This window comes from Opitutus terrae PB90-1 (genome assembly GCF_000019965.1).
Taxonomy (GTDB): domain Bacteria; phylum Verrucomicrobiota; class Verrucomicrobiia; order Opitutales; family Opitutaceae; genus Opitutus; species Opitutus terrae.
Window position 1 is genome coordinate 5,740,658 of the sequence record NC_010571.1, and the last position, 19,637, is coordinate 5,760,294.

General features: G+C 60.7%; 17 protein-coding genes. 9 read left to right on the forward strand and 8 right to left on the reverse strand.

Annotated features, from left to right (window positions below; all coding sequences use genetic code 11):
* The first annotated feature begins 60 nt into the window (after window positions 1-60).
* The 5 genes from OTER_RS22455 to OTER_RS27105 all read left to right on the forward strand — a co-directional run bounded on the left by OTER_RS22455 (window position 61) and on the right by OTER_RS27105 (window position 4,913).
* Window positions 61-2,082 (forward strand): heavy metal translocating P-type ATPase, encoded by a 2,022-nt coding sequence (locus OTER_RS22455; RefSeq protein ID WP_012377236.1) that lies wholly within the window; start codon window positions 61-63, stop codon window positions 2,080-2,082.
* Between the two features lie 364 nt (window positions 2,083-2,446).
* Window positions 2,447-3,148: an ArsR/SmtB family transcription factor gene (locus tag OTER_RS22465; protein WP_012377238.1), complete on the forward strand. Its 702-nt coding sequence runs from the start codon at window positions 2,447-2,449 to the stop codon at window positions 3,146-3,148.
* The gene (locus OTER_RS22470) at window positions 3,145-3,969 is read left to right on the forward strand and encodes a nucleoside phosphorylase (RefSeq protein ID WP_012377239.1); all 825 of its coding nucleotides are present in this window, start codon (window positions 3,145-3,147) and stop codon (window positions 3,967-3,969) included. Before OTER_RS22465 ends, OTER_RS22470 begins: the two co-directional genes overlap by 4 nt.
* Window positions 3,966-4,286 carry a DsrE family protein gene (locus tag OTER_RS22475; protein WP_012377240.1) on the forward strand — a complete coding sequence of 107 codons (321 nt, stop codon included), beginning with the start codon at window positions 3,966-3,968 and terminating at the stop codon, window positions 4,284-4,286. The genes OTER_RS22470 and OTER_RS22475 overlap by 4 nt, the downstream gene beginning before the upstream one ends.
* 84 nt (window positions 4,287-4,370) lie before the next feature.
* Entirely contained in the window at window positions 4,371-4,913 is a 543-nt protein-coding gene (locus OTER_RS27105; protein WP_012377241.1) for a class I SAM-dependent methyltransferase, read from the forward strand.
* Between the two features lie 49 nt (window positions 4,914-4,962).
* Here OTER_RS27105 and OTER_RS22485 read toward each other — a convergent pair whose 3' ends face one another.
* The 6 genes from OTER_RS22485 to OTER_RS22515 form a co-directional block, all read right to left on the reverse strand.
* On the reverse strand, window positions 4,963-5,382 hold the full coding sequence (locus tag OTER_RS22485; protein WP_148218217.1) for a hypothetical protein: 420 nt from the start codon (window positions 5,380-5,382) through the stop codon (window positions 4,963-4,965).
* Between the two features lie 70 nt (window positions 5,383-5,452).
* The gene (locus OTER_RS22490; protein WP_012377243.1) at window positions 5,453-5,839 is read right to left on the reverse strand and encodes a hypothetical protein; all 387 of its coding nucleotides are present in this window, start codon (window positions 5,837-5,839) and stop codon (window positions 5,453-5,455) included.
* The gene (locus tag OTER_RS22495) at window positions 5,832-6,062 is read right to left on the reverse strand and encodes a hypothetical protein (RefSeq protein WP_012377244.1); all 231 of its coding nucleotides are present in this window, start codon (window positions 6,060-6,062) and stop codon (window positions 5,832-5,834) included. Before OTER_RS22495 ends, OTER_RS22490 begins: the two co-directional genes overlap by 8 nt.
* Window positions 6,063-6,109: 47 nt before the next feature.
* On the reverse strand, window positions 6,110-6,976 hold the full coding sequence (locus tag OTER_RS22500) for a DUF932 domain-containing protein (protein WP_012377245.1): 867 nt from the start codon (window positions 6,974-6,976) through the stop codon (window positions 6,110-6,112).
* 870 nt (window positions 6,977-7,846) lie between these two features.
* Window positions 7,847-8,488, reverse strand: coding sequence for a hypothetical protein (locus tag OTER_RS22510; RefSeq protein WP_012377247.1), 642 nt, complete (start codon window positions 8,486-8,488; stop codon window positions 7,847-7,849).
* 38 nt (window positions 8,489-8,526) lie between these two features.
* On the reverse strand, window positions 8,527-11,877 hold the full coding sequence (locus OTER_RS22515) for a DUF4020 domain-containing protein (RefSeq protein ID WP_012377248.1): 3,351 nt from the start codon (window positions 11,875-11,877) through the stop codon (window positions 8,527-8,529).
* Window positions 11,878-12,203: 326 nt separating this feature from the next.
* On the opposite strand from OTER_RS22515, the gene OTER_RS22520 reads away from it, so the two are divergent.
* Window positions 12,204-12,689 (forward strand): toll/interleukin-1 receptor domain-containing protein, encoded by a 486-nt coding sequence (locus OTER_RS22520; RefSeq protein WP_012377249.1) that lies wholly within the window; start codon window positions 12,204-12,206, stop codon window positions 12,687-12,689.
* Complete coding sequence (locus OTER_RS26020; protein WP_012377250.1) at window positions 12,686-13,606, forward strand: hypothetical protein; 921 nt, start codon at window positions 12,686-12,688, stop codon at window positions 13,604-13,606. Before OTER_RS22520 ends, OTER_RS26020 begins: the two co-directional genes overlap by 4 nt.
* Before the next feature lie 254 nt (window positions 13,607-13,860).
* Here OTER_RS26020 and OTER_RS24690 read toward each other — a convergent pair whose 3' ends face one another.
* Both OTER_RS24690 and OTER_RS22535 read right to left on the reverse strand, forming a co-directional pair.
* A complete protein-coding gene (locus tag OTER_RS24690; RefSeq protein WP_012377252.1) occupies window positions 13,861-14,778 on the reverse strand; it encodes a hypothetical protein in 918 nt (305 codons plus the stop codon).
* Between the two features lie 31 nt (window positions 14,779-14,809).
* A complete protein-coding gene (locus tag OTER_RS22535; RefSeq protein WP_012377253.1) occupies window positions 14,810-16,687 on the reverse strand; it encodes a DUF4365 domain-containing protein in 1,878 nt (625 codons plus the stop codon).
* Window positions 16,688-16,692: 5 nt separating this feature from the next.
* Here OTER_RS22535 and OTER_RS22540 point away from each other — a divergent pair, with 5 nt between their 5' ends.
* Both OTER_RS22540 and OTER_RS22545 read left to right on the forward strand, forming a co-directional pair.
* Complete coding sequence (locus OTER_RS22540) at window positions 16,693-17,841, forward strand: hypothetical protein (RefSeq protein WP_148218218.1); 1,149 nt, start codon at window positions 16,693-16,695, stop codon at window positions 17,839-17,841.
* Between the two features lie 29 nt (window positions 17,842-17,870).
* Entirely contained in the window at window positions 17,871-19,457 is a 1,587-nt protein-coding gene (locus tag OTER_RS22545) for a hypothetical protein (RefSeq protein ID WP_012377255.1), read from the forward strand.
* Window positions 19,458-19,637: the final 180 nt, after the last annotated feature.

Sequence of the window (19,637 nt, forward strand, 5' to 3'; positions counted from 1 at the left end):
CAGAGCAGGGATCTCGGCATCGCTCCGGTCTGCGAGAACCATCCGATTCGAGGAAACATCATGAGCCACAGTCACAACTCTTCCCACGACGACGCCCCTTACTCCGGCGAGGCTGCACCGGATCGACACGAGTCGGACTGCGAAGGATGCGGGCACGGTGAGGGACACGATCACGAGGGAAATCGCGCCGAGTCGATCAGCTTGATTGTTTCCGGTGCGCTTGTCGGCGCGGGATTGGTTCTCCACTGGACCAAGATCTCGTCGCCCTCGTTCACGGCGGGCCTGTCGCTCGTCGCAATGGCTGCCGGCGGGTGGTTTCTGCTGCCCAAGGCTTGGCGCGCGGTCCAACGGCTGCGGCCGGACATCAACCTGCTCGTCGTGGTTGCAGCGATCGGTGCGTCGATCATCGGCGAGTGGCTCGAGGCCGCGACTGTTGTGTTTCTCTTCGGTGTCGCTGAATGGCTCGAAGGCTGGGCGGATCGCCGCGCTCGCCGCGCAGTCGAAGCGCTGCTAGAAATCGCACCGAAGAACGCCACCGTGCGCCGCGACGAGAAATTCGTCGAGGTGCCGGTCGAAGAGGTGCAGGTGGGAGAAGTCTTCGCGGTGAAATCGGGGATGAGCATTCCGCTCGATGGTGAAGTGATGTCCGGGGAATCGGCGGTGAACCAAGCTCCGATCACTGGGGAATCGGTGCCGGTGGACAAGAAGCCCGGCGACACCGTCTTCGCCGGCACAATCAACGGCGAAGGTTCACTTGAAGTTCGCGTCACTAAACCGGCCGGCGACACTACCCTCGCGCGGATCATTCGGCTCGTGCAGGAAGCGCAGGAGCAAAAGGCGCCGACGCAGCGTTTCGTGGATATTTTCGCGCGCTACTACACGCCGATTGTCACGCTCGGCGCGCTGCTGATTTTCCTGGTTCCGCCGCTGCTCTTCAATGGCGACTGGTCGCAATGGCTTTATCGCGCTTGCGTGCTCCTCATCATCGCCTGCCCATGCGCGCTCGTGATTTCCACACCGGTGAGCATCGTTGCCGGGCTGACGGCGCTCGCGCGACGCGGCGTGCTCGTGAAAGGCGGTGCGCATTTGGAATCGATCGCTCGCCTGCGCGCCCTCGCTGTCGACAAGACGGGCACGATCACGGAAGGTCGGCCGACGGTTCAGGAGGTGGAGACAGTTGGCGAGAATTCGGAAGAGGAAATATTGCGCATCGCGGCAGCGATCGACGCTCACTCCGCGCACCCACTGGCAAAGGCGGTGGTCGAGCATGCTCAACTGCGCGGGATCGCGTTTCCGCGCGCGCAGGACTACCAGAACCGCAGCGGACGCGGCGCCCAGGGGTTCATCGACGGCCACGCCTATTTTGTCGGCAATCACCGGTTCACCCACGAGCTGGGCGTTTGCTCGGACGACATCGAACGCCGGCTCGCTGCGATTGAAAGCCGCGGCCAATCCGTCGTCGTGGTCGGACACCGGCCGCATGATGACTGCGCTGGCAGCGTGCTAGGCATCCTCGCGGTCGGCGACACGGTGCGGGAAAATGCTGCGGAGGCGATCCGCTCCCTGCACGAAGCGGGTGTGCGAAAGGTCGTGATGTTGAGCGGCGACAATCAGCGCACGGCGGCTTTTATCTCCCAGCAGGTCGGAATCGACGAAGCCCGCGGCGACCTCCTGCCGGAGGAAAAAGTGGCGGCGGTGAAATCGCTCCGTGCCCAGCACGAGATCGTCGGCATGGTCGGCGACGGGGTGAACGACGCACCCGCGATGGCGACGGCAACGGTCGGCATCGCGATGGGCGTGGCGGGCACCGACGCCGCGATCGAGACCGCCGACATTGCGTTGATGAAAGACGACCTCGCGAAGATCGCCGAAACGGTCCGCCTCGGGCGGCGCACGCTGGCGATTATCCGCTTCAACATCGCGTTTTCTCTCGGACTCAAGCTCGTGTTCCTCGCGCTCACGCTCGCTGGGTTCGCGAGCCTGTGGCTGGCGATTCTCGCAGATACTGGCGCGACGTTGCTCGTCGTAGCGAATGCGCTGCGCCTGCTGAAGGTGCCGCCCGAGCGCGTCACTACGGAGTGACGAACGTCGGGAAACAGGCGGAGGGTAAATCCCGGGTCCGTAACCGGCAGTCGAATCCGAATAACCATGAGCGGAACGGTCGTGTCCGACGGGAGGACTCGCCGGCAGGTGCTCCCGAAGAGGACCGTAACGAGCGCCGAAAGGAAAACGAAGACCACAGGCGCCCAGATTCCGAGGCCAGCCGGCTTCCTTGATGGTTACGGGATCGATCTGCGGTTGGGTCACTGCGAAGGCGACAATGCCAAGAGTAGAGTAAACAGGGAGGCGACGATCAGACGCGGTGAAATCGAAGTCTGATGTGGCGCGTGCTTCATGTGCTTGACTCAATGGGATGGGTCGAACAATCACTCAATTATTCCATTGAATGATGCGCGAACTGCTCAGTGAAAGAGTGATTGAGAAACCGAAATCTGTGATTTTTGGGCAGTTCGCCCTCATCGCGAAGGCATTTGCGCATCCGTTGCGCTTGCAATTGCTGGAGCAACTGGCGCAGGGAGAACGCACCGTCGAAACGCTCGCCGACCGGACGGGTGCTTCGATTGCCAACGCATCGCAGCACTTGCGGCAGATGAGAGCGGCCGGTCTTCTCGGGTCCCGCCGCGAGGCGAAGTTCGTGTATTATCGTTTGGCGAGCGACGTGGTGATCGAGATCCTCTCGGGATTGCGCCGCATCGGCGAAGGGCAGCTTGCCGAGGTCGACCGCGTGGTGAACGGATACTTTAATCGCCGCGACAGCCTCGAACCCGTGACGCGCGCCGAGCTGGTGAATCGGGCCAAGAGCGATCTCGTGACCGTGCTCGATGTTCGGCCCGCCGATGAATTCGCGCTCGGTCATGTGCCCGGAGCGTTGAACATCCCCTTTCGCGACCTCGAAGCTCGGCTGGCGGAACTCGATCCGAAGCAGGAAATCGTCGCCTACTGCCGCGGCCCATACTGCGTGCTCTCGTTCGAAGCGGTGGCGGCGCTGCGGGCGCGAGGGTTCAACATTCGGCGGCTCGAAGACGGCTATCCCGAGTGGCGCGCGGCCGGACTGCCGGTCGAGACAACCAGCGAGGTGGCCCGATGAGTTTGCTTCGCGACGCCAAGACGTTTGCCGAACCGTCGGTGTTTACTCCGAACGCCTTGTTGAGGGAGGCGCGCCGACAAAAACGATTGCCCGACGCGCCCGTCCCGGCTGTTTGCCTGCTCGATCCGGACGGCGACATCGCTCGAATGCTCCGCGCGTCAGGGCGCGCCACCATCCATGAAGCGTGGCCCTGCTATCACACCGAGATGTTGCGATTCTCGCTGGATGGCATCGCCGTGGGACTGGTGCCTTGCGCCGTGGGCGCGTCGTTCGCGGTGTTGATCGCCGAGCAACTCTTCGCGGCGGGATGCGAGTTGTTGATCAGCGTCACGTCTGCGGGTCAGCTCAGCGATCAGTTCGGCTCTCCGCCCTATTTCGTGCTGATCCAGTCGGCGTGGCGCGATGAAGGCACCAGCCATCACTACGTGCCACCAGCCGAGGTCTCCGGGATGGAACCCTCTCTGCTGCGACTCATGGAGCGGACGTTTTCCAGCGGGCAGAGCCGTGTTCATCCTGGTTCGGTCTGGACGACAGACGCACCTTACCGCGAGACGGCATCAGCCATCGCGCACTTTCGTGCTCGTGGTGCGGTCGCGGTCGAGATGGAGGCGGCGGCGCTCTATGCGTTTGCCGAGGCGCGACGCAAGCCGGTCGTGTGCTTCGCCCATGTCACGAACCAGATGGCCGCGCGCGATGGTGATTTCGAAAAAGGTGATGCCAACGGAGCGCACGATGCGCTCGAAGTCGTGCGCGTCGCAATGGGAGCGTGGCTGCGGGAAGTCCACTCGCCGCGCGCTTCAACTTCTGATCCCTCCTTATGAAACTCGGCATCATCCTATCGCAGACCGAACCTGAGACGGTGTTCAACGCGCTCCGCCTCGCCAACTACGCGCTCAAGCAGGGCGACTCGGTCAAAATATTCTTGATGGGGAAAGGCGTCGCACTCGACCAGATCGATGACGCTCGTTTCGCGGTGCGCGAGCAGGCTCAAGCTGTGCTCGCAGCCGGGGGCCAATTTCTCGCCTGCGGCACGTGCCTGAAACTGCGAGCATCTGAGGGCTCGGAAATTTGCCCGCTCTCGACTCTGAAGGATCTCTACGAAGTCGTCCGCGATTCCGACCGCGTGCTGTCATTTTGAGTCTTCAATCACGCATCGGCATTTTATCGTGGTGGAAGTCAACCAAACGGGACGCGAACGGACATGAAAGTGCGCGATAGCGGAATGCCGGACCAATCCTTCTGGGAGAGTCTTTTCGATATACCAGCGATATTGGATGGCCTCCAAGTGGACGACAGCATCGGCGATGCCGCCGAAGTCGGCTGCGGTTACGGCACGTTTACCCTTCCCGTCGCCGCGCGGATTCGCGGCACATTGCACGCCTTCGATATCGAAGCGGCGATGATCGAAACCACCCAGGCCCGTGTTGTAGGCAGCAAAGCAGACAACGTGCGCCTGCGCCTTTGCGATGTGCTGGTCGACGGGTTTGGTCTCCCGACGCAAAGCATGGACGCGGTTTTTCTCTTCAATATCCTTCACGCTGAGAATCCCACCGCGCTGCTCGCCGCGAGCGCCAGACTCCTTCGGCCGGGTGGACGCGTCCTCGCGATTCACTGGCGCTCCGACATAGCGACGCCTCGCGGTCCGGATTTATCGATCCGTCCGCGTCCGACGCAGATCGCGGCTTGGGCGCAAGACGTCGGACTCACACCGGAACCGAGTCGGTTGCTGCCTCCGTGGCATTTCGGGCTGGTGCTTCGCCGGTAGATCGCGCCGCCAACGATGACCCGCGGATGGTTGCGTCACGAATACGCCGTCACGATGATTCTTGCGACGTGCGCCAGCGCCAGGAACCCAATTCGTGCCACGATTCGACGAGCAGCCACTCTAACCACTCTTCGCGACTGTGTTCTTCCTGCAACGGGCTCATCTCGTCGAGCCAACCGGAGAACCACATCGCCCAAATCCACCGGTCATGCGCGTAGAGCGTCGCTTCGGGGTCCATGCTCGGCCAGTGCCCGTGTTCGGCGAAATGAAGACAGGCCTGGTTGATTGCCGTGCGCGCCGGATACTCACCCGCCAAGCGTCGAGCACGGCGCTCTGTCGCCGGCTCGGTGGCTTGATGGAGACTCTCGATGCGCGCCGTCTCTCCCGGTCTCATCTTCTCGTTTTCCCGCTCGAGAAAGTCGCGCAGTTCCTTCCACGTCATGGCAAACACCGCAACACGCCGTGGCATCGGGGACAAGTTGATCCATCGTAGAAAACGCAGGCGCGCCGGTCGATGCCGCCGCGCCTGCGGGTCTCCTTCAGTCCTCCTCCGACAGCATTATCGTTGCGCAGGGCTCGCCGTAGTCGCCGCCGTGGAAGAGAATTCTCAACTCGTGCCAACGCAGGTGTGCCGAGTCGCGAATACCGACCTCAAACGTGTGACCGCCGGGGAGCGTTCGCACGGGACAGATGCGCGACATCCAGAGAATGTCGTGCCAAATGCCGGCAAATTCGCTGACCTCGCCTGACTCGACGCTTTGCTCGATGAGCACGAATACTGCGCTCGTCATCGCGAGGTGATGATCCGGGAAATGTTCGCGCGAGATGCTGGCCAAGTCCCCTTGTGTCGCGTCGATGAGCAGCCCATCCGCCAGTGTCGTCCGGCGAGAGGAGTGAAGAGTCACCGCCGTGGAGAGGTCAGACATGGTGTCCTCCTTTCCTCTCTTTGCCCGCTAGTTTGACCTGCCGGAATACGGCGGCGCGAAATGCCGCGGCGATGGGCAAATACCACTCTTGCCGCCGCCGTTCACACCGGAAGATCAAGGTGTCGCCGGGAAAGAGCGTGACGACGATGCGCTCGGGCTTGGGCCGGAGCACAGGATAGGCGTCGCGGGTGCGGCGCCGGACGGGATGATTCAAATTGGTCATGGGAAGAGGTGGGAGCGGCGGCGCACCGCCGCTCCCGTGCAGGGTTTTCAGTTGCGCGAGAATTCTTCCGCGAGGTTCCACAGCGCCTTGTTCAAGCGTTGTCCTTCGGTCAGCCCGCCGACCGGCCGGGTCGTATTGCGCAGGTAGTGAGTCGGAAACACCGCCCCCTCGGCTGCCGGAATGTGACCCGCATAGCGGAGACCGCCGCGACACAACCGTTCCTGCACGACGTTGAACGTCGTCCAAAGATCGGTGGCTTGATCACCGTAGCGAGCAGGCGCGAGCAACTGGTCTGGTCGAAGCAACCGCGTGACTGGTTGCGCGCTGTCCCACCGCAGCGCCATCGCGCGCGCCGCGAAAGAGTGGCGTGCGAGCGGGGTTAACGCCACGGCCTGCCAACGCGCGATCACTTCCATCACCCGCGGGGTATTCTCGGCCACGGCCTGCGCTGCCGCCGCGAACTTCTCTGCGGAAACGTCGACGTGCCGAATCGCGACATGCGCGAAATCCGCATCCGCGACAGTGAGCCCGTTGCGGCAAACGAGCCGGTAAAGTCCGGCATCGATGCGATAGGCGCGCGTGCCGTCGTGCGCGTTCTGCAAGATCAGCTCGGGCCGGACATCGCCGATGGCGAACGAGGCGTTTTCCAAATCCGCCCGACGCGCGAACCGGAGTTCGTGCATCTGAAACCCCTGCCGATTCTCCAGCCGCACGCGCTGCTGGTTCGCCTTCACCGGTTCCCAACCTTCGCCACGAAGCAGGTCAACGACCTGCGCCGTAGAAACGAACGTGTAGCGGGAAGAAACACCGGGCCGGGCCTGCTCGGCAAAAACCGAGGGGGCGACGCGGCGGAGATCGTCGAGGGACAACGCGCGGAAGACGCGGGAGGACGGAGCCGTTTCAATCGTGGTCATGACTTTCTGCTTTCTCTTGCGCCCCAACGAGGGCGCGAGTGCAGCGGGCCGCGCTGCGCGGACCCCATCCGAGCCGAACCGTTAAATCGGCCGCCCCGGAGGGATGCCGACGATCAGCGCCGAGGGTCAAGGTGGAGGCCGGGCTCGGACGGCACGACCTTGAGGCGCGGACGGACCGAGGCGCTCGCGCCGCAGAGCCGCCAGCCGGACCCCGCGCGCTATCATGAGGCAACCCACAGGGGACAGGCTTCGCTGACTACCAAAGCGCGAGCGGCGCAACGAGAGCGAGCGACCAAGAGCCTCGCGGCGACTGAGCGTCAAAACTATCGAACGGGCGCAGCCGGCGCGGAGGACGCGACGTGGAGCGGAGCGACCGCAAGGGAGCGCAGGGGGAGTCGGCGCAGGTTGGAGCGCGGTAAGCCGCCGGTGTCGCGTCCGCAGCTTGCGCAGGAAAGCGATCCCGACGAATGGTCGCGCTCGGGCGACGAATCGGCGGAGGCGGCGTGAGCGCAAAGGCCGCAGCCGTCTCCAACCGCAGCGAACGGCGGTCGCGGAGCGAAACCGAAGCGCCGCAGCGGCGGTTGCGGCCGTTCGTTCTCGAAAAATTCCGGCGCAAGCCGGCGTCGGGGCGTTGCGGGGCGGAGCCCCGCTAGAATGGGGAGGGCGAGACGCAGACTCGCCCGCGGGGAAAGGCTTTTCCCCGGACGCACCTCGGGATTTTGCGAAACATAAATCGCCTCTACCAAGTCTTTCCAGTGACAAGCGCAGGTGCGGTCTTGGCCGGGGTTGAGATAAATAATCCCGACCTCCAGCAATCGTCGCACAATTTCGACGAACTCGCGTGCCCATAGATTTCGAAGAGGGCGTTGCTCATGCGCGAGTGCTCCGTGCCGCGCTCTTTGTCACATTGTGACAGCGCCGGCACAATGCCTCCAACCGCGCCTGCCGGTGACGCTCGTCGAACCGGAGCTGGATCACATGGTTCGCCGGAAGCATGAACGGCTGTGAGTCGAAAAAATTCCACGTTTGCAGCGCTGATTCCAAGTCGGCTTCCGTCACCGTGGCGAACACTGACGCGACTAGCTCGGCAAATGGGGGCTCGGCGTGATGCGTCTCCGCAGACGGCTCGCGTCCACAATGCTGGCACAGCGGGTGCGCGCGCCGGAAGGCAGTCTTATCGAATTCGGTGCTTTGGCGCAGTGCGTCGCGAATGATCGCTTCGCGGGTCTGAGGTGGCTTGAGGCATTTGCTCCAAGAGATGGGGTGCCAGCCGAACTGCGGGAACTCTCCATAGAAGCGATAAGGCTGGTCTTCGCACGTCCGCTTGAACCGAGTTGGTCGCAGGCCGTGCAGCCTGCAATAGTAGTGGCGGTCGGCGATCAGGTCGGAAATCAGCTCCGAAACGAATGGCGCATTGTCGGGCACGGGGTCGACGACGGCGCGCACCGCCTCCTCCAGATCCTTCTGGAAAACGAACGTTCGCCAGTAATGCGCAGGGCGTTTCTGGGGCATTGGAAGTTTTTTTTTACGATCGTCCCACTCTCCGGCGGTCACTGAGATAGGGGAAATTCACGTTCGATCTTCGCTCGGAAATCCCGCGCTGGAACCCAGCTGTGTCCGTGCATCACCTCCGCAACGCGGAGCAACGGCGCTCGCAATATGGCCAGCCGTGGAAGCGCATCGGCGATTTCAGAAACGGATTCATGACTGACGCGTCCCACTTCCATGTTCCGCAAGAGGAATTCAATTAGTGCGACCACACCGACTGGCGCTCGGACAGGTAGCGACGATTTGCGCAGTTCCCGCCAAGGGAAAATCTCATGCTCGAAGTTTGGTGCGGGTGAATGCATCACCAATTCCAACGCTTCCGCGAAAACTTCTGGAAGGGCGCAGAGCCACCCCGCCATGATCGCAGCTTCGGCACTGGTCAGCGACAAGGTAACACCTCCCAACCGGCCCGCCCGTCGATCCCGCCAGTAGGCACCCAGCCAAGCATCCCAAAGCTCGCGTTGGGCTTGGTCTGGCATTCCTTCACTATCCCGAGCCGCCAGCCGTGCCCACCGAAGACGTTCTCTCTCGGACAGCGCAGGCAACAACGCCTGGAGCCACGCGGCAGTTTCGGCCGGTCGCACATGCACCATGATTGTTGCGACATGACCCAAATAGTGTCCGATCACTTCTTCCTCCGCCCTGAGCATGCGGGGCTGCGCGGCGCGATAGTGCGGCAACATCGCCAAAGCGAGCGGGCGACTGAGACCGCCATGATCGAGGAACGGCCGCCATGCCACCCACGCTTCGTCGCCGATGCGATCGAAGTCGAATAGCACGACCATGTTTGCCGTAGTCCAAGCGGGATCGCGCGCCATCACGAAACGAATGTCCTGCACCAACACCGCCCGTGCGCGGCGCGCTACTTCCGTTTCCCTCGTGCATATGTCCGCCAAAATGGGCGCGACCTCCGTCGGCAGTGTGGGATTCGCGTGATCCGGCGGCTGCAACGAAACATACTGCATCCAAAAGCGAACAAGATGGTAGGTCCCGACGCCGTCATTCAACGCGAGCGAAATCCAGTCAGTCTGATCGGCGGCGGGCGTGAGCGGCATCTCCTGATCTCGGATTGCCTCCCAGATCCTACAGGACATCGCGAATAGCTGCGCTTTCTGCGCAGCTGATGCCGGCGGCTCGGCCTCGCGGGCGTCCTTTTCGAGCGGGTCCTGACTAAAAAGGCACCGGAGCACATCCCGGACATGCGCGGCTAGCGCGAACGGCCGCTGCAAGATCGTGATCAACGCATCGCGCTGCAACGGTGGAAGCCGGCGCCAGCTGACTCTTGCCAGAAGCGAAGCCCAAAGCACGTGTTCCGACAGGGCCGGATTCTGGCGGGTCCGCTCGTCGAGTTCCCGTAGCCTCGCAAGCGCATCAACGGGTTCGATGCGGTTGACCCTCAGCACTCGTGTGAGTCGGGCAGAATCCATGGCCAGTAAATCGGCTAGAGGCGGAAGGCCCTGCGGAGCCGCAGGCACAACCGCGGTTTCCACGGCAGTCTCCGCGCGGGCCGGCGTCGTGAGGCTCGCGAGCAAGGTCACTGCGAGGCGGTGTTCCAACGAATCAGGGGCGAAGCGGGCAACGCATTCGGTAAGCCACGCGATCTTTTTTGCACCCTCCGTTTCAGTCGATTCGGCGAGAGCATGGAGCCCCAGGCGACGCAGGATGCTGCCGGGTGCATGCAGCCACCCTTGGATTTCCGCCTCCGCCAAACCGCCCGGGCTTTTCGCCAGGTGCGCTACCACCTGCGCCAGCATGTCGATCAGAACGTTCGGCTCCGACTCATGATGATGATCCGGGTCCATGCGCGCCAGCCGGGTGCGGCCGGCGGTCACCTGCCGGATGAAGTCGGCTTCACCGTTGATTGAGCGCGCAAGCTCAGCGGCGCTCTCCAGCTGAACCAGCAGAAGTCCGAGCATAGGCCGCGCGATTTCCGCGAAGCGCGTCACGACCGCCTCGTTCCAGACAGACCAAAGAACCGAGGCATCGCCCGCCAGCGCGACGCGCAGGTGGGCAGGCGAACCGCGCTCGCCAAATCCGTGCGCATCGACCATGAAGCGTGGCGCGGTGCAGTGGCGGAACAGAGCCCAGAACGCCGGCAGATTGTGCTCAACGAAGACATGCAGCCGTTTTCCGAGCACGTAGTGCGCGTCCTGATCAGACGACTCAACCTCCCGCACAAGCAGGAATGTCCACTCGACCGGCAGCGTGACGTCGCCGAGCTGCATCACGAGCTGTCGCTGCAGTTCACGGGAGAAGCGACCACCTAGTCGCCGAATAAGCTCGAACGACCGCTCGTGCGGCCCCTCCAGGAGCTGATCCGCAATCCAGGCGGCGATCTGCCGCTGCCGCCAGTGGTCGAATGCGGCGCGGTGATCGAAATACGGCACCAGCAGCCGCCGGCTCTCGAGCCATTCGACCCAGGGCAGACCGCGCGCGTTGCGCACGAAATACGGTAGCGAGCGATCATGTGCTAGGCTCCACTCCAGCAGGTTCGCCTCTTCCGGAGTGAGGGCCATCGGATCGGGCCGCGCCAAGAGCTGAATGATCTGGTCTTCGATCCAGAAGTTCGAACCGCGGGTTACCTGGGCCCACCGGGTTATTCCCGCGGTCAGGGACGAAAAATCGTTGCCGGCGCCGACTGTGAACGGGATGACTCCGACACCGAGGCGGCGCCACCGGGCCGGCTCCTCGTGGATGATGGCGAAGCGTCGGGGCTGCGGTTCCGTTGGCAGGCCGCGCGCCATATAGTGAGCGGGCGGATCTGTGAGCGTATAGCCGACGAACAGAACGTAATAGTGCGAAAAGAGCTGCTCTAGAAAGGCCCGCGCCCAACCCTCGGTCAGGTAGGCCCGACCAAAATCTTCGTCAGTGAGCACGAGATCTCGCGCCGGGCCACTTGCCGCGCCGTGGAGATAGACCAGGCCATGAAAGTCGCCCCCGCGTGGCAAGGCGGGCGCGGAATAGATCGGCAGCGCCGGATGCACGCTGCGAACGACGGTCGTGAAATGCGGATCGAAGTTGGTCGTGACGATCCGCACGTGTTCGGGCCGCTCAAAGAGGCGCACGATCTCTTCGTGCAGCCGCGTGTGGCGCGAGCTAGGTCGGTTCAACGCCTCCACGGCGAGCGAATGCACGTCCCGACCTTCGGCCTTGAGCTCGCCTAGGAAGTGGTCGAGCCGGCTTTTCTCCAGATCGGTGAGCGGGCGCTGCGCGATCAATTCCGCCAGTGCTGCAAAATCCGGCAGATTCGAGGGCGTGCCCATCGACACTCCCGCGCCCGCAAAGACGACAAGTTTGCCTTCGTCCTGTGCCGCGAGCAGCGACTCTGGAATATCCAGCGTGTCGAAAAGCATAGCGCGATCATCGCGAATTGGAGCCTTTGGACAAGCTCCGCGCTCGTGCTTGCACCTGCGGGTTTTCAGCGACTTTCGTATTCTCCACCAAGTCGGAAGAGATGGAATATCCGCGTGGACCGTGGCTGCGATTCACGCTGCCCTGGATCGCTCCGTCGATTCCAGCCTGTAGGATGGTGGTCAGACTTTCGAACTGCTCGATCCTGACACAATCGCATTTCGCGCCGATCAGAACCCGTTGAGTTCCCCGCTTCGGGGATGCGGACGTTCAGCGCCGAGGGTAGACCATCATTGCTCCGCGCGCATAGATTTGGCTAACTCGACGCATGAATGATGCCGTCCAGCCGGCCCGTTTGACCGTGTTCGTCAGCTACAGCGTGCACGACACGTCCCTTGTCGACACTATCAACGGCCATCTTCTGCCACACGCGCGCGCTCTCTTTTGGGGCCAAGATAAGGTTCCGGGCCAAGATGCTTGGGGCACGATCTATTCGTGGATAGATTCAGCGGACTTGGTCGTCGTCGTGCTGACCGGTAAAACGCTATCAAGAGCACTGTCCGTGGGCAATGAAGTGGGATATGCCCGCAAGGCAGGCAAACGCATCATTCCGCTTGTCGGTCCCGAGGTTCCCAAAGGTGAACTCGGCTGCCTCGAAGGCATCACCTACATCCGGCTCGATGCCGAAGACCCGCAGAGGTCCATCTCCCAGCTCCACGACGCGCTGGCGAGGTTCGCAAAAGAGCAGGAGACCGGGCGCGCTCTTGCGCTGCTGGGCCTGGTTGCGCTCGGAATCATCGCGTTCTCGAAATGAACCCAGAAGTCGTCCTACAGAAGCGCACCCGTCAGCAAGCGTTGGAGGATGATTACCGCGCAAATCTATATCTTGCGGGCAAACCAGACGCTCACGTGTTGGAGCGCTTTCGGTATCTGCTCCAATGCACGACAACGCTATCTGCGACCGGGCAGATCGGCTTTGAAACGCGAGAAGCTCTCATGCCCTACTTATTGCGGCGGCAAGCGCACATCCAAATGGAATTGGGAATCCGAGGCGGTATTCCCGCGCACGCCGCATCACGCGAGGACTTACCTAAAATCACTCATCCGGAGATTCCAGCAGGAACGCGCGCGTATCGCGGACGGAAACGCCCGGAGATTGGTCAGCTCTTCAAGTTCGGTCAGCAGCACTGGCTTCAAGCAATGATTGAGCGGGGTAGCATTCGCTTCGCACCGGCCTCGTCGTATAGCTCGCCAACGTTTAACAACGCGATCCGCGACGACGAACTCACCTTCACATACTATCCAGGCAAAGCCAGCCCGCCGCTAAAGGTGCTTCGGCACGATCCCGGCACAGACTGGATGCAGATACGCCATCCGAGCGATTTCTATTTGCAGTGCCTCACGGATCGCTTCGCCGTGCGAATGTTCGATGATTTTGGGGCCGATAGCTGCCTCATTATCTACGACGCGAAAGAATTTGGGCAGCGCGTGATCAATGCCCTCAAGATCAAGTTTTCCGACTGGTTCGTGCTTGGCGTTGGCGTCACCTACATCGATCCCGACGATCCCGGCGATCAAGAGATCTTCGTTCCGACGACGAAGCATCTGCGCTACATATACCAACAGGAGCAGCGCTTCATCTGCCATCCACGCGAACCGGTCCGACAGCTTGAGGCGTTCACGATCGAGATCGGCAGTCTTGGCGACATTGCCGAGCTCGTTCAGACTTAGTGCTTCTTCAGAGGTGCGAGCGCATTCTCGGTCTTGCGGAGGGCAAGACCGTTCCGGTCATCCGCATTCAGATTGGCGATCTCAGTGCCATCCACGGAATGCCGGACGATGGCCATGATCGGAGGGACCGGCCATTCGTTCGCATTGCAGACCTGGCATTTCCCGACGCTAAGTGGCCAGGCTCATTTAGGGAACGCGGCACCAAAAGGTAGACACCAATACCAAGCCAGAGCGCCATACAGCGTCGAACCGGGTCATCCCGGAATACTCGCCTGGCGCACGATGCGATCGTAACGCCGAACGAAGTGGCGCAGTTTGTCCGGGTCGCGCGCGAAGGTCTCGAGCCACGCGGTCAGGCCGTCGGCGATCACCACAATCAAATCGCTCAAATTGAAGTGAACTCCGGTGGCGGCATCTTGGCGGTGAGGCGTCCCGCGCGGTCCCACAAAAAAGCTGATCCGGCTGACCTTGCCGCTGACCACCTTCCGCGAGTCGAGATTCGACATATGTAGGAGAGAATTGCGTAGCTCCCAAAGCTGCGCGGGTGTCACACCCAGTGATGGCACCTTGGTATAGGCGTCGAGCCACCGAACGAAATTCCCCCTGACGTCGCCGAATTCGAGGAACGCTACTGTATCGATGAACGACGCGAGCAGCTTCATGCACGCAAGGTAGCTGCGCTGATTGTAGAGGAGCCGAATCGCCTGAAAATGGTCGTCGTTGAGCAATCGCGGGATGTCCAGCCCATCGGGAGTCAGATAGTCGTCCATGTAGTCTCTCATGATCCCGGCCCCCACCTTGGGATGTCCCTGAAAGGGTCCCATGCGGAGCCGCAATCCGTCAGCCGTGCCATCAATCTCGATCTTTCCGTTCACCACGGCGGTGATGCAAACCAACGGGTGCGCGGATGCGTTCAACGCCGCAAAGGCTGGCTCGTAGAGCTCCAGCTGACGGCCCAATCGCTCCAGCGCGTTGTATTCTTCAACGGTTACGCCCGCGAATTGCCGAGGCAGCGGAAATCGCTGCACCTGCGGATGGTCCGATGCGACCGCTGCGCGCAACTTCGCTCCCATCACGTCGTCGCTGGAATCAATCGGATGTCCGACAGCCCCGATTTCCTGCAGGATCTCGCCGCGAACGAAATAGAATAGGTTGAATGCGAGTTCCGACATGGTCGGCAAGAGGCTCGGACTTGGTTGAGTCCTATTCGGCCCCCTCATCTTTTACGCGATGCGATTTTCCATACAGCGCCTCCTGTTCGACGGCCCACTCCTCCGACCAGTTCCATCCGTCTGGATGGGGAGTCCGATCCGGACAGGTTTCACAGCATATCTGGTCGTTCGTCCATGGCATACGGCGGGAAAAGTGCTCATACAGATCGTCGAGCTTCAGCCCCTGCATCGAATGCCCATGCTTCATACAGATAATGGACTTAAATCCCGCTGACGGCAGCCCCAGCATCTCGGCGGGAACGCCATGTGGCCCCGGACGAAGATGGATGTGCTGACAGTTCCGCGCTACCCGGGTGGGGTCCAAGTCTGCCAGCCCAATTCTAACAACCTCCGCAATTCGGTCGTGCGGGTCATCCAGATCGATGCCTAGGGCAGCGGCCTGCTGCTCATAGTAGGCACGGACTTCGGCCATGGACGGCTTTTGCTTCGCCTCCTTGGTCGCGCCGGACAGGATTTCGCGCATCATTCGGATGATTTCCGCACCACCGGCAATTGGTTTGTCTCCGAGGAGTTCGGTTTCGAACCGGACGATGAATTTTTCCGCCTCGACAACATCGTTCACGGACAACCCCACTACTTTCAGACCGATCATTTTAAGCATATCGAGTGCGGTGTCATGGTCGATCATGACTTTTGCGACTTCGATCGAGAGCGGCACAGCCTTCCAAAGTATCTCGGCGTAGCTTTTGGCGGTCTCCGTCTGCTCAGCGAGCCGAAGCGCATGCAAAAATGGCAATGACACCTCCAGCCAATCATCGACGATATAGGGAAGTAGCGAATAATACTTCCGTTCCAATGCCTCTTGGAGGAGGGCCCAAATTTTGCGGAAATCACGCGTGACTCTGGCGGATGCCTGAATGCGCTGGATCGCGGTGATAGGCCCGGCGAGCGTCTCGCCTTGGCGGCGCTGGACGGACTCGCTCACAGCCAGAGCGAGCATGAGACGTGCATTGACCTGCAGCCGACTCCCGCGCGCGTAAGCCCGGACGTAAAAGCGCAGGCGTCGGTCGCAACCGGGGAGCCGGCAGATGCGGAGCATCCTGTCCGTAACCCCCAGCCGATAGCGTGCAGCCCCCATTGCAGCATCAGCGACTTCTGCTCGGCGCAGCCCCATACCGATGGCGTTGACGAACATCGCCCCGGCTTGGATACGAATGGGCGGCTCTTCCACCTCACTTTCAAGGAGCCCCTGCGCCTTCTTGAGCGCGCCATCAATGTCTCCAGCACGCAAGAGAGCGGTAATCGCCTCAGTGCTCGCCATTCCCGCGAATAGGCGGAACTTCTTTTCGGTCGCAGCGATTTCGGGATCGTCAGCCAGATGCTTGCCGACCGCTTCGCTCGACAGTTCCGTCAGGGAACGAAGCGCGACAGTATCCATCGCACTTGCCACTGCCTCCACCACGGCGGAGGCGCATCCTTCAGTCCCATCAAATGTGCGAGACCGGGGGATTTTTAGCGTGAACGTTTGTTGCCCCTTATCGGCCGCATTTTTGAGGGCCTTCTCGACCTGTGGCTGGCCCTGAATTCGCGTCCAGAAGCATTGCTTCGTGAGCACGTCGCAAACCACAAACACAACCGGGACTTTGAGACGGCGCACGTAGTAGGAAAATCTCTCCACCGACGCATCGTCATACACGAGTTGGCCGCTCTCATCGTAACTCGCGTGCTCGGTTCCCTTAAGCTGGACCTTAAAGACGAAGCCAGTGGCTTTGTCGTCTTGTGTCGTGATTTCGATTTCACCATCGATGCCATAGTCCTCCTGATCCTCCTGAGACCGAAACGCCCAGTCCGGAGGCAGCAGGCCTTGAAAAACCCGCCCAGAAATACGGTTGATCTCCTTGTTGGTCACGGCTGATGGCTAACCTTGCTGATGTTGCCTTGGGCAGGCCGGCGCGGCAATCTCAACGTCATTTCATGCACAAACCGGTGCATCAGTTTCTTCTCCAGTGTCGTCCCACCTTGAATAATCGACACTATCACGCGTGGCAGACTGCACACGTGCTGTTGTTCGTGGCTGATCATGATCGGATGAACGCTCTGAACCGCAGTTTTGAAATTCTGGCGAAGGAGCGCTGGACGTTGATCGAAACACAGCGGCGTGCGACCTTGATTGAAGAAGAGGTGAGAAAAGAAGGCGGTAACGTTTTGAACGCCTACCTCACCGCCCAAGTGGAAGGGCACTGGATCAAAGCGTTTCCAGACCACTTTGCTGCTGGGAAAAAGGGGATTGCTCCCACGAGGCCGCCACGCGTTGGCGAAGCGTTCGTTGACCGGGTTGTGGAGGTGGCGGGCGGCCGACGGCTATCCCCGGCCGAAACGAACTTCCAGGCGACGCGAAACTCCGACTACCTGATCGACGATTTCATTTATGAATTAAAGGACATTCAGGAGGAAGGCTTGGAGAAACCGGAACGACAGGCAAAACTGGCTGAGCTCTTCCGCCCATACCACCCCGGAGAGCTAGAAATCCGAATCGACCCATCGATCCTGACGCCAGAGGATCTGTTTCGCTACGCAAAGATTGTCGGCGGGCCGTTGCACAAGGCAGTGCGCAGCGCGGCGGATCAGATCAAAGCCACGAAGCTGCACCTTAAAAATCCGAAACTAAAGGGAGGTATTCTCGTATTGAACAGCGGCTACTACAGCCTTTCGCACGAGACCTTTGTTCAATTGCTGCTTCACTATGTGCGCAATGATACCAGCCAAATTGAGTCAACGGTCTGCATGACCGTCAGCTTTACAACCAACGGACTCAATCATTGGTTGAACACTCGTTTTCACCCCACGCGTAAAGCCTCACCCACTGAGGACCGGTTAGGAAAGAGTTTCGGGGGAATGATTGGCACGTTCATGACCGAGTGGTCCCGAGCCGGTTTTCAGACCAGTGAAAAGCCGGCTCCATTGCCCGTGCCCATCGCCTTCGAGCATGATGGGGTTCACTATCACTATATGCCCGAGTGTATCCCACCGCCTTGGACTCCGGAAGCTCCCCTCGGCGACTAGTCCCATCCTTGACCGTTCCCCGGCTACCAATGCAAGTCGAGCTCCTCGGCCTCGCCCGCATCATTAAGCCGTCCGCAGAGATGACGACGGTCATTCGCGCCGAGGCTCGGGCGCACATGCTGGGCAGATTCCAAGTTGGAACCTACATTGATTCCACTGCCGCGAATGCGATCCTACAGCATCAGTATGATTTTTATGCGGCTCGGCTGCTGCATACCGTGAGCCGTATTGCCGGCAGGGAATCATTGGAATTCGCCCTCGCCCAATATGATCAGGCCGCGCTCGTGCTTCATGGTAAAGATATCGATGATGCCCACGCCAGGGAGCGATGGCTCGAACACGAGGGCGACTTTCGCCGAGCGATGAAGCATCTCGCGGAACTCATCACGATCAACGGACCGGCCACACCACGCCCTTCCAAACAGGAGTGGTGTGTTGCGATGGATTTCTGCCTGTTGGCGACCGAAACGATGGCCTCTCTGTCAGAAATGAGCCATCGAGTGCACGGGATCTTCGCAGAGGGAGCAACCCTCACCATTCACCCGGACGGAAACGGATTGGACTGGGAAGTTCACATCGGTGGCAAGTTCGCTGGGTATGATCAGAGGATAGCAGATCGAGTAGCGAGGGACCGGCAGCATCGGATGAACTTCTTCGAAGGCCGGCAATTCGACGTCCATACTGATAAACATGCCGAAATTCTGAACTCCGCTTTTGAAAGCGAATTTGGCTGGAGTTACGCCCGATTTATTTCTGCGCTGTGGCATCTTATCGACGGGGCTGTGCCTGCGCCTGGAGCGATACCAACTCTATTCATCAACCGCCGCACGATTGAGGCCCTCTTTGCTAGCCACGGTGAACCTGCGCGAGCCGTGACTGCAATGCTGGACGGATTCACCGTCACCTCAGAGCGCATGCGCGCGGAGAAACGGGTGCTCTGGAACCCGAAACAGGAACATCGCGCATATCGTCGCGGGTTCTATGCGTTTCCTGACCCAACAGGTCCGCATCTGGCGTTTTCTCGGGAGATGGCCCGCGAAAATCTAATCCAATTGGTCAATGGAGTTTGTTACAAGCGTCTGCCCAGCGAATGGAAAACGGCAAGGATCGGCAGCGCGCTTGAGGTGCTCTCGAAAAAAGCCAGCGACTGGTTTGAAGCCGAAGTAAGGAGAAACCTGGGCTCTGTGGGAATTTCCGGTCGCGGCTTCACCAAGCAGGTAAATCTTCAAGGACGGCCCCTCCAAATCCCCCCGCAGGTTGGCGAGATCGATTTTCTTGGTGTGGATAAATCCCACAACCTCCTCGTCATAGTCGAAGCCAAGATGACCTTCACGGGGTTAGAAGCGAAGTATTGGCGCGATGATGTGGAGGCGTTCGTCAGTGGCCGGGATTCTTACGCTACCAAATTCCGAAAGAAGGTTGCGTGGGTCGAAGCCTGCCGTAACGAACTGGCCGGCCTACTCGGACTAGAAACCACACCCCAGATTGCGGCCGCCATGGTCACGCTGTATCCCTGCATAGCAGAGATGTTCATTCCCGATTTCCCCTGCATTTCCCTCGCGGAATTGATGCTGGATTTCAAGAAAGACGCGAAGTGGCCGTATCCGACACGCTAGATTTTGACTCCGCGGCACCACCCCCAAGCCGCGCCTAGCTCCCAGGCCTCGACCGGGGTAGTCGAACAATTTCGCCAGCGCCAAATCGATATTCACTTATTCACTAGCGGCGAAACTGCCTGAGCACCGTCGCCAAGGCAGGCCTCGTCCCCTTATCAGTTCCAGCGGAAGCACGGGCCG

Excerpts from the sequence above, each read along its gene's own strand:
- OTER_RS26020 (WP_012377250.1), top strand. The coding sequence starts at position 12,686 with ATGAACCCAGAAGTCGTCCTACAGAAGCGCACCCGTCAGCAAGCGTTG.
- OTER_RS22500 (WP_012377245.1), bottom strand. The coding sequence starts at position 6,976 with ATGACCACGATTGAAACGGCTCCGTCCTCCCGCGTCTTCCGCGCGTTG.
- OTER_RS22515 (WP_012377248.1), bottom strand. The coding sequence starts at position 11,877 with ATGCTTTTCGACACGCTGGATATTCCAGAGTCGCTGCTCGCGGCACAG.
- OTER_RS22465 (WP_012377238.1), top strand. The coding sequence starts at position 2,447 with ATGATGCGCGAACTGCTCAGTGAAAGAGTGATTGAGAAACCGAAATCT.
- OTER_RS22545 (WP_012377255.1), top strand. The coding sequence starts at position 17,871 with ATGCAAGTCGAGCTCCTCGGCCTCGCCCGCATCATTAAGCCGTCCGCA.
- OTER_RS24690 (WP_012377252.1), bottom strand. The coding sequence starts at position 14,778 with ATGTCGGAACTCGCATTCAACCTATTCTATTTCGTTCGCGGCGAGATC.
- OTER_RS22510 (WP_012377247.1), bottom strand. The coding sequence starts at position 8,488 with ATGCCCCAGAAACGCCCTGCGCATTACTGGCGAACGTTCGTTTTCCAG.
- OTER_RS22520 (WP_012377249.1), top strand. The coding sequence starts at position 12,204 with ATGAATGATGCCGTCCAGCCGGCCCGTTTGACCGTGTTCGTCAGCTAC.
- OTER_RS27105 (WP_012377241.1), top strand. The coding sequence starts at position 4,371 with ATGCCGGACCAATCCTTCTGGGAGAGTCTTTTCGATATACCAGCGATA.
- OTER_RS22475 (WP_012377240.1), top strand. The coding sequence starts at position 3,966 with ATGAAACTCGGCATCATCCTATCGCAGACCGAACCTGAGACGGTGTTC.
- OTER_RS22495 (WP_012377244.1), bottom strand. The coding sequence starts at position 6,062 with ATGACCAATTTGAATCATCCCGTCCGGCGCCGCACCCGCGACGCCTAT.
- OTER_RS22490 (WP_012377243.1), bottom strand. The coding sequence starts at position 5,839 with ATGTCTGACCTCTCCACGGCGGTGACTCTTCACTCCTCTCGCCGGACG.
- OTER_RS22455 (WP_012377236.1), top strand. The coding sequence starts at position 61 with ATGAGCCACAGTCACAACTCTTCCCACGACGACGCCCCTTACTCCGGC.
- OTER_RS22470 (WP_012377239.1), top strand. The coding sequence starts at position 3,145 with ATGAGTTTGCTTCGCGACGCCAAGACGTTTGCCGAACCGTCGGTGTTT.
- OTER_RS22485 (WP_148218217.1), bottom strand. The coding sequence starts at position 5,382 with ATGCCACGGCGTGTTGCGGTGTTTGCCATGACGTGGAAGGAACTGCGC.
- OTER_RS22540 (WP_148218218.1), top strand. The coding sequence starts at position 16,693 with ATGGCTAACCTTGCTGATGTTGCCTTGGGCAGGCCGGCGCGGCAATCT.